This window comes from Variovorax sp. P1_H12_2, from assembly GCF_056405335.1.
This window is the reverse complement of sequence record NZ_JBFUCI010000320.1, coordinates 1-7,486: the sequence shown is the minus strand read 5'-3', so window position 1 is coordinate 7,486 and position 7,486 is coordinate 1. Positions and strand designations below refer to the sequence as shown.

Sequence of the window (7,486 nt, the reverse complement as noted above, 5' to 3'; positions counted from 1 at the left end):
AGACGTGACGGCGCTGCCCGAAAAACTGCGCGACCTGCAGCTGGCCATCCGAGGCCAGCCGCAGGCCCTGCTTGCCAAGCGGTCGATCTATTCGCTGGTCTATGAAGCAGAGGCGCGCCATCAGGTCGGCCTGGGCCTGCCGATCGCCGACCGCGTGTTCCAGGACGGCGACCTCTTCGCCGCCCTCGACATGAACCTTCCCGAGGGCTATCTGTTCGAGCGCATCCTGGCGCGTTTCGGCAAGTTCCAGGTCACCAAGATGCACCTGCTGGCCCTGATGGGCGCCGGCGCCATCGGCCGCGTGGCCTACCAGCTGCCCGGCGAAGCGCCGCTGGGCGCGGGGGCCGCCGGCCTGGTCTCGCGCGACGACCTGCTGGCGGGCGGGCGCAGCGAAGCCCTGTTCGAGGAACTGGTCGACGCCTTCATGGGCCCGGGCACCGGCCTGGCCGGCGTCCAGCCCAAGATCATGGTGCCGGTGGCCGACAAGGCCGTGGTGCCCGGCCCCAACGCCATCGTCAAGGCCGAGGGGCCGCGCTACCCCGGCCTGAGCGCCAACGAGTGGCTGTGCCTCGAAGCCGCGCGCCACGCCGGCCTGCCCGTGCCGCGCGCCGACCTCTCGGCCGACGGCAAGCTGCTGGTGCTCGACCGCTTCGACATCCTGCCCGACGGCAGCCGCCTCGGTTTCGAGGACATCGCGGCCGTCATGCAGCTGCGCGTGCGTGAGCGCCTGTCCAGCCGCAAGTACATCGGCAGTTATGAAGACGTGGCCGCGGCGCTGCGCCTGGTGTGCAGCGAACCTGCGCCGGCCCTGCACCAGTTCTTCAAGCTGCTGGTGCTCACGGTGCTGGTGCGCAACGGCGACGCCCATCTCAAGAACTTTGCGGTGCTGTATGACGACGAGCGGGTCTGGCCCAGCCCGGTGTACGACCAGGTGTGCACCGTGCTCTATGCCTACGAGCGGCCGGGCGGCATCGAAACCGTCGACCACACGCTGGCGCTCAAGTGGCGGCGAGGCGGCCGCAGCGGCGACAAATCCCCGGCCCGCAGCTACCCGAACCGGGCCGAACTCGAGGCCTTCGGCCGCGACGTCTGCGGCGTCCATCATCCGGGCGCGGTGATCGAGCACAGCTGCGAGGCGATGAGTGCGACCCTGGCCGCCCCGCATCCGGCGGTGCCGGCGGAGCTGCTGCAGCGCATGGTGCAGGTGTGGGATGGATCGCGGGCGTGGATGCGGGTGGAGCGGATGGGAAGTGCGGCCGGCCGGGAGCCGCGGGCATGACGCGGGTTGGCAGGAAGCTGACAAAAATGTCACCCTACGTCGGTGGGCAGCAACAGTTTTCGTCACACGTTGTAACTAGAACGTGAACAACTGCACGGTCGAAGTGGCCTGGGAGGGGGCGAAACCGGGGTGGCATGGATGCTGCGGTTACCTGAGCGCACCGGGGGCCTCCTCGGGCCCTCAACCAACCTGGAGTAAGTAAATGAACCGTCGTTCCATCGTACGCAATGTGCAAAAGGGTTTCACCCTGATTGAATTGATGATCGTTGTCGCGATCATTGGTATTTTGGCTGCGGTGGCGCTGCCGGCTTATCAGGACTACACGGTTCGCGCCAAGGTTACGGAAGGCTTGGCGCTCGCATCGTCGGCGAAGACTGCCATCGCTGAAAACGCCGCCAACGGTGCCCCGTATGCATCCGGCTGGACGAAACCCGAGCCCACCAAGAACGTCGCCAGCATCACCATCGACGACGCGGCCGGCTTCATCACCATCACCTATGACTCCAGCATCGACGGCGGCAAGACTGTGATGCTGAACCCCATTGACGGTGGCAAGTTGACGGGCTCCGTGTTCAGTGGGGGCACTACATCGAAGACCACCATCCCCACTGCTGGCTCGATCAGCTGGACCTGCACTTCGTCCCTTTCGCCATCTGCCGTGCTGGGTCAAAAGGGCACGCTGAATGGCAAATACGTCCCGGCAGAATGCCGTACCTGATAGTCACGCACTTGTGAACAAAGCCGCCTTCGGGCGGCTTTGTTTTTCCCAAAGTTTTCCGATTCCTGACAAGCATTAAGCTGGAAATTGCTGCAAATCAAATTGAATGATCTTTAAGGCGTAAAGGTCGATGAATAAGGGATGTTTTCAAGATTCAGAAAATCAAGTATCAGCGCTTTAAGCGGTATGGGTTGGCTGATCTTATTTCAAAATGGAATTGAAAATCGCATCTCGTTCCGGTTCACATTTGAGCTAGACTAGCCCGCAAATACATACGCTGCTGTCTTGCGTCCACACGATATACAACATGACCACCATTGCGCAGTTCATCGAGAACTTTCTGATCGCCGTCGACTTTCAAGAACCCATCGAGGTGACCCCCGAGACCGAACTGCTCAGCCTCCCCGAGTGGGACTCGCTGGCAGCCCTGGGCGTGATCGTGATGTTCGATGTCGACTACAACAAGACCATCGTCGGCGACGACCTCAAGAACTGCGCCACCGTCACCGACCTCTACAAGCTGCTGGGGTAGGGCGCCATGGGCTTGTCCACGCTTCACAACGTCCGCTTTGCGGGCATGGCCTCCTGCGTTCCCAAGCGAGTGCTGTCGAACCTGGAGGATTGCCCGCCCAAGATGCGCTCGGAACGCGAGCGGCTGGTGCGCAACATCGGCATCCACAACCGGCGCATCTGTGCCGAATGGCAGTGCTTTTCCGACCTGGCCTTCGACGCCACCGAAAAGCTGCTCGAAGAACTGCAGTGGCAGCGTGAAGAGATCGATGCCTTGATCGTGGTCACCCAGTCGCCCGACTACCTGATTCCGGCCACCGCCATCATCCTGCAGGATCGGTTGAAGCTGTCCCACGCCACCATCGCCTTCGACGTCAACCTCGGCTGCTCGGGCTACCCGTTCGGGCTCCACATCCTGGGCAGCATGATTGCCTCGGGTGCGGTGAAGAAGGGGCTGGTGCTGGTGGGCGATCGCTGCGCCACGGTCAACGACCCGCTCTTCTCCGATGCCGGCACCGCCACCGCGCTCGAGTTCGACCCGAACGCGGCGCCCATGCATTTCGACCTGAACAGCGACGGCAGCGGCTTTCGCGCCATCATGCTGCCGGTCGGCGGCCATCGCGAGCCCTTCGGTCCGCAGCATGCGGTTCCTACGAAGGACGAGAACGGCAGGCTGCACTGGCCCTCGGAGCTGATCCTCGACGGCCCGGCGGTGCTGAGTTTCTCGACCCATCAGGTGCCGCCCTCGGTCCGCCGTGCGCTCGAGCACGCCGGCGTCACGAGCGACGACGTGGACTACTTCATCTTCCACCAGGCCAACCGGATGATCAACGAGACGGTCCGCAAGAAGCTCGGCCTGCCGGTGGAAAAGGTGCCTTCCACCTTGCACGATTTCGGCAACACGAGCGGTGCCTCGCTGCCGGTGACGATGACCGCGCGGATCCACGAGGCCTTGAGCAGCGGCCGCAAGCGGCTGTCGCTGAGCGGCTTTGGCATCGGCCTGTCGTGGGGCACCTGCGTGCTGGAAGTCGCCGACGCCAAGTTTCCGCCCCTGCTGATTTCATGAGCCTGGACGCCGACACCCCGGAGCCGTCCTCCGTTCGCGCGGCCGCCTCGACCAGCGCCTTTTCGCTGGAGGGCCGCGTCATCCTCGTGACCGGCGCGTCTTCCGGGATCGGAGCCGCCACGGCGCGCTTGTGCGCGGAACTTGGCGCCCGGCTGGTGCTCAATGGGCGTGACGTCGATCGGCTCCACGCGGTGCGCGACGAATTGGCCGGCGAGGGCCACGTCGCCATCGCCGGCGACCTGTCCCTCGCCGACACCCGCGAGGCGCTGGTGGAAGCCGCGCCCGCCTACGACGGCCTGGCCTCGTGCGCCGGCATCGCCGCCCTGGTTCCCCTGCGCATGGCCAACGAGGCGCACCTGCAGAAGATGCTGTCGGTCAACTACCTCGCCCCGATCACGCTGACGCAGCGGCTGCTCTACAAGAAGCGAGTGCGTCACGGAGCGTCGCTTGTTTTCGTGACCGCGCTGTCGGCCAACGCCGCGCCTCAGGCCGCAGCCGGCTATGCGGCCTCCAAGGCCGCGTTGGAGGCTGCTTCGCGCACGCTGGCGCTGGAGCAGGCCAAACTTCGCATCCGTTCCAACTGCGTCGCGCCCGGCTATGTTGAAACGCCGATGCTGCAAGGCCTGGGCGCTCAGGCTGGAATGGACGACAAGATCGACCTCACGCCGCTGGGGCGATTGGCGCCCGAAGATGTCGCATCGTCCGTCTGCTTTCTGCTGTCGGGCGCGAGCCGGTGGATTACGCGCTCCACACTGACGGTCGACGGTGGCTTGGGCATTCCGATGCGCATATGAACATGACGGCAATGACTTCTGAAGGTTTCGGCAAGGATGCCGCCCGCCGTCTGTACGGCCTCGAAGGGAAGACGGTGCTGGTGACCGGTGCTTCCAAGGGTATCGGCGAAGCGGTCGCGCGCAGCTGTGCCGAAGCAGGTGCGCGTCTGGTTCTATCAGGGCGCGACCCCGATCGGCTTGAGGCCACGCTGAACGCGCTGGCTGGCGACGGCCATCGGGCCCTGCGAGCGGACCTCACCGACATGGCCTCGTTGCGCCAACTGGCGGTTGATTGCGGCCCCGTGGACGGCGTTGTCCACAGCGCCGGCATCCGTGGCCTGTCGCCCATGAAGATGGTGAGCGACAGCTTTCTGCGCGAGGTCATGGAAACCAACTACATCGCGCCGATGATGCTGACGCGTCAGTTGCTCAGTCGGTCCGCCATTCGGCCCGGCGGCTCGATCCTGTTTCTGTCGTCGATCGCGGCGGTGACCGGTACGGTAGGGCTGGGCCCGTATGCGGGTTCGAAGGCCGCCTTGATCGGGTCCATGCGTCCGTTGGCTCTGGAAATTGCGAAGCGGGGCATCCGGGCAAATGCTCTGGCGCCAGGCATCGTCGAAACGCCATTGACAACGATCGATGCAGACTGGTTCGAGTCCATTCGCAAACGTTATCCGCTCGACGTCGGGCAGCCGGAAGATGTAGCTTGGGCCTGCCTCTTCTTGCTGTCGGACGCCAGCAGCAAGGTCACCGGCACCGTGTTCAGCCTCGACGGCGGGGTCGAATACACATGACGGATCGTGCGGCGGGCACCGTCCCGAATCATCTGCTGGTCGTCAGTGCCGGAGGATTCGGCCGCGCCACGGCCAGCCTCGCACGCTCGGACATCGCATGCGGCACGCACTGGGACGTCAAGGGCTTCCTCGATGGCCGCAGCGGGCTGCACAACCCTTCGGATTTGCCGATCCTGGGCGACCCGATGACCTACCAGGTACAGGAAGGCGACATCTTCACCTGCGCACTGGGCAATCCGGCCGACAAGCGCCGCTACACCGAGCGATTGCTCGCCCAGGGCGCGAACTTCATCGTGCTGCGGCCCGATCTCGTCACCGGCGAACGCACGCAGCTGTCGCCGGGCGGGCTGTTCGAACGCAACGTGTCGCTCGGTCCGGACGTGCGGGTCGGCGCCTTCGTCACCATTCTGTCGACCACCATCGTCGGCTATGACGTGCAGATCGGCGACTACTGCCAGATCGCCAGCTTCGTCTTCATCGGCGGTGGCGCGCGCATCGGCGACGACGTCGTCATCCATCCGCACGCGACGATCCTGCCGGGCGTKCAGGTCGGCCAGGGCGCGGTGGTCGGTGCCGGCAGCGTGGTCATCCGCGACGTCGCGCCCGGCACGACGGTGATGGGCAATCCGGCCAAGCCGTTTTCGTTCCGCTGAGCCCCTGATGCTCTCGAAGCTGTCCCCGGCGCATTACCTCGACCCGGCGGTCTTCGACCGGGAGCGAACCCACATCTTTCGCAAGCTCTGGTTGTTTGCCGCCTTTCGCACTGCGCTGGCGGAGCCAGATGCCTTCGCCACCCGCGAGATCGGTGGCCTGCCGGTGCTGCTGCAAAACTGCGACGGCGAGATCCGCGCTTTCGAAAACCTGTGCCCGCACCGTCAGATGCCCTTGCAGAAAGAGGCTTTCGGCCAGGCGCGCATGGTCTGCCCGTACCACGGCTGGGTGTTCGACCATGCCGGCCAAGTGAAGACCATTCCGCACGAGGACAGTCTCTACGCCTATGCGCCGCAGGAGCGCGCGGGGCTCTGCCTGCGTCGTTACGCGGTGYGGGAAGTGGGCAATCTGGTCTTCGTCAACCTCGACGAGGATCCGCTGCCTTTCGATGCGCAATTCGCGCCGGAACTCCAGCAGAAGCTTCGCGATATCAGCGGCCACTTCGGCGCCCAGGCGATCCATGCCGACCTGCCCGTGCGCTACAACTGGAAGTTGAACTACGAGAACGTTCTGGACTACAACCACGTTCCGTATATTCACCCGAAGACGTTTCAGCCGTTGTTGCGCAAGGACACCTCCGACAACCGCGACAAAGCGACATCGAAGCCGGTATTGGACGAAGGCCGCGGCGACGGAGCCGATGCATCGCCTTCCGGCAACCTTGCTGCCCAGAGCTTCTGGACCCGCTCCCCGATTCGCATCGAAGCCTGGCCCTGGCACACGGGTGTAGCTCGCTATGGCGAAGACGATGACTACTACAACTTCTTCCTGTACCCCAACGTCAATTTCATTTCGCTGGGTGGCCTGACCTTCCTGTTGCAGCAGTTCCATCCGGTTGCGCCGGACCGCACCGAGGTGCGCTTCACCTTGTGCGCAGCCCGCGAGACGCGGCGACTGCCCGGCTTGCCCGCCATCTTGTGGGGCCATCTCAAAAGCGAGGTCGCCGTGCTGCATGAAGACGTGGGTCATCTCGAGGCGCTGCAACAGCGCCTGCACGCCGATGCACCCCACGCACGTCACGGCCGCTACGAAGAACGGCTGATCGCGGCGGCCGACACGTACCTGCGCCTGATGGGCGAGGAGGCGGCATGAAGGTCCGGGTTGACCTTTGCCTGCTCGGCTTCGGCAGCGTCTTCGACGCCATTGAGGGCGATCCCATCGGTCATGGCCTGCCGGTCGATTGGCAGGCTCGTCGAGCCGACAGCGTCGCCGCGCTTTCCACGTCCTGCGCGCAATTGCTGGACGGGCTCGATCCGGCCGCGACCCGGTTGTTCGTGGCGGTGGACCAGAACGCGCTCAATTACGCAAGGCTGGAACTCTATGGCGCCGCGCGCCTGCGCGGCTTCAAGCTGGCGACGCTGGTCCATGCGCGCGCGTGCGTGGCACCGGATGCGCGCCTGGACGACAACGTCTGGATCGGCGCGGGCGCGCTGGTGGGCAGCCGCGCGCACCTCGGGAGCGACGTGCTGGTGCATCCAGGGGCGCGCATCGATGCCGGCGCGCGCATCGGCGCGCATGGCTGGATCGGCCCCGGCGCTTCTGTCGGCGCCGAGGCCGAAGTCGGCATCCACTGCGTCATCGGCGCCGATGCTCGACTTCGGACCGGCCTGCGCATGGGCCGCCATTGCCTGATCG

Annotated in this window: 9 protein-coding genes; all 9 read left to right on the top strand. The window is 64.9% G+C overall.

The features are described 5' to 3' along the window. The coding region (locus AC1D2K_RS25375) for a type II toxin-antitoxin system HipA family toxin (RefSeq protein ID WP_478091936.1) at window positions 1-1,279 on the top strand (1,279 nt) is incomplete at its 5' end. A gap of 202 nt (window positions 1,280-1,481) precedes the next feature. Continuing rightward, window positions 1,482-1,997 (top strand): pilin, encoded by a 516-nt coding sequence (locus tag AC1D2K_RS25370; protein WP_478091934.1) that lies wholly within the window; start codon window positions 1,482-1,484, stop codon window positions 1,995-1,997. 307 nt (window positions 1,998-2,304) lie between these two features. Next, on the top strand, window positions 2,305-2,529 hold the full coding sequence (locus tag AC1D2K_RS25365) for an acyl carrier protein (RefSeq protein WP_478091933.1): 225 nt from the start codon (window positions 2,305-2,307) through the stop codon (window positions 2,527-2,529). A gap of 6 nt (window positions 2,530-2,535) precedes the next feature. Then, window positions 2,536-3,573 (top strand): ketoacyl-ACP synthase III, encoded by a 1,038-nt coding sequence (locus AC1D2K_RS25360; protein ID WP_478091931.1) that lies wholly within the window; start codon window positions 2,536-2,538, stop codon window positions 3,571-3,573. Then, window positions 3,570-4,367 (top strand): SDR family NAD(P)-dependent oxidoreductase, encoded by a 798-nt coding sequence (locus AC1D2K_RS25355; protein ID WP_478091929.1) that lies wholly within the window; start codon window positions 3,570-3,572, stop codon window positions 4,365-4,367. Before AC1D2K_RS25360 ends, AC1D2K_RS25355 begins: the two co-directional genes overlap by 4 nt. Beyond that, window positions 4,364-5,140 (top strand): SDR family NAD(P)-dependent oxidoreductase, encoded by a 777-nt coding sequence (locus tag AC1D2K_RS25350; RefSeq protein WP_478091927.1) that lies wholly within the window; start codon window positions 4,364-4,366, stop codon window positions 5,138-5,140. The genes AC1D2K_RS25355 and AC1D2K_RS25350 overlap by 4 nt, the downstream gene beginning before the upstream one ends. Then, window positions 5,137-5,793 carry an LbetaH domain-containing protein gene (locus tag AC1D2K_RS25345; RefSeq protein ID WP_478091926.1) on the top strand — a complete coding sequence of 219 codons (657 nt, stop codon included), beginning with the start codon at window positions 5,137-5,139 and terminating at the stop codon, window positions 5,791-5,793. The genes AC1D2K_RS25350 and AC1D2K_RS25345 overlap by 4 nt, the downstream gene beginning before the upstream one ends. A 7-nt stretch (window positions 5,794-5,800) precedes the next feature. Further along, window positions 5,801-6,943: an aromatic ring-hydroxylating oxygenase subunit alpha gene (locus AC1D2K_RS25340; protein WP_478091924.1), complete on the top strand. Its 1,143-nt coding sequence runs from the start codon at window positions 5,801-5,803 to the stop codon at window positions 6,941-6,943. Continuing rightward, window positions 6,940-7,486, top strand: a 547-nt coding sequence (locus AC1D2K_RS25335) for an LbetaH domain-containing protein (RefSeq protein WP_478091922.1), incomplete at its 3' end; no start/stop codon positions are given. The genes AC1D2K_RS25340 and AC1D2K_RS25335, both read left to right, overlap by 4 nt.

Coding starts and splice junctions, on each gene's coding strand:
- AC1D2K_RS25370 (WP_478091934.1), top strand. CDS start 1,482: ATGAACCGTCGTTCCATCGTACGCAATGTGCAAAAGGGTTTCACCCTG.
- AC1D2K_RS25365 (WP_478091933.1), top strand. CDS start 2,305: ATGACCACCATTGCGCAGTTCATCGAGAACTTTCTGATCGCCGTCGAC.
- AC1D2K_RS25360 (WP_478091931.1), top strand. CDS start 2,536: ATGGGCTTGTCCACGCTTCACAACGTCCGCTTTGCGGGCATGGCCTCC.
- AC1D2K_RS25355 (WP_478091929.1), top strand. CDS start 3,570: ATGAGCCTGGACGCCGACACCCCGGAGCCGTCCTCCGTTCGCGCGGCC.
- AC1D2K_RS25350 (WP_478091927.1), top strand. CDS start 4,364: ATGAACATGACGGCAATGACTTCTGAAGGTTTCGGCAAGGATGCCGCC.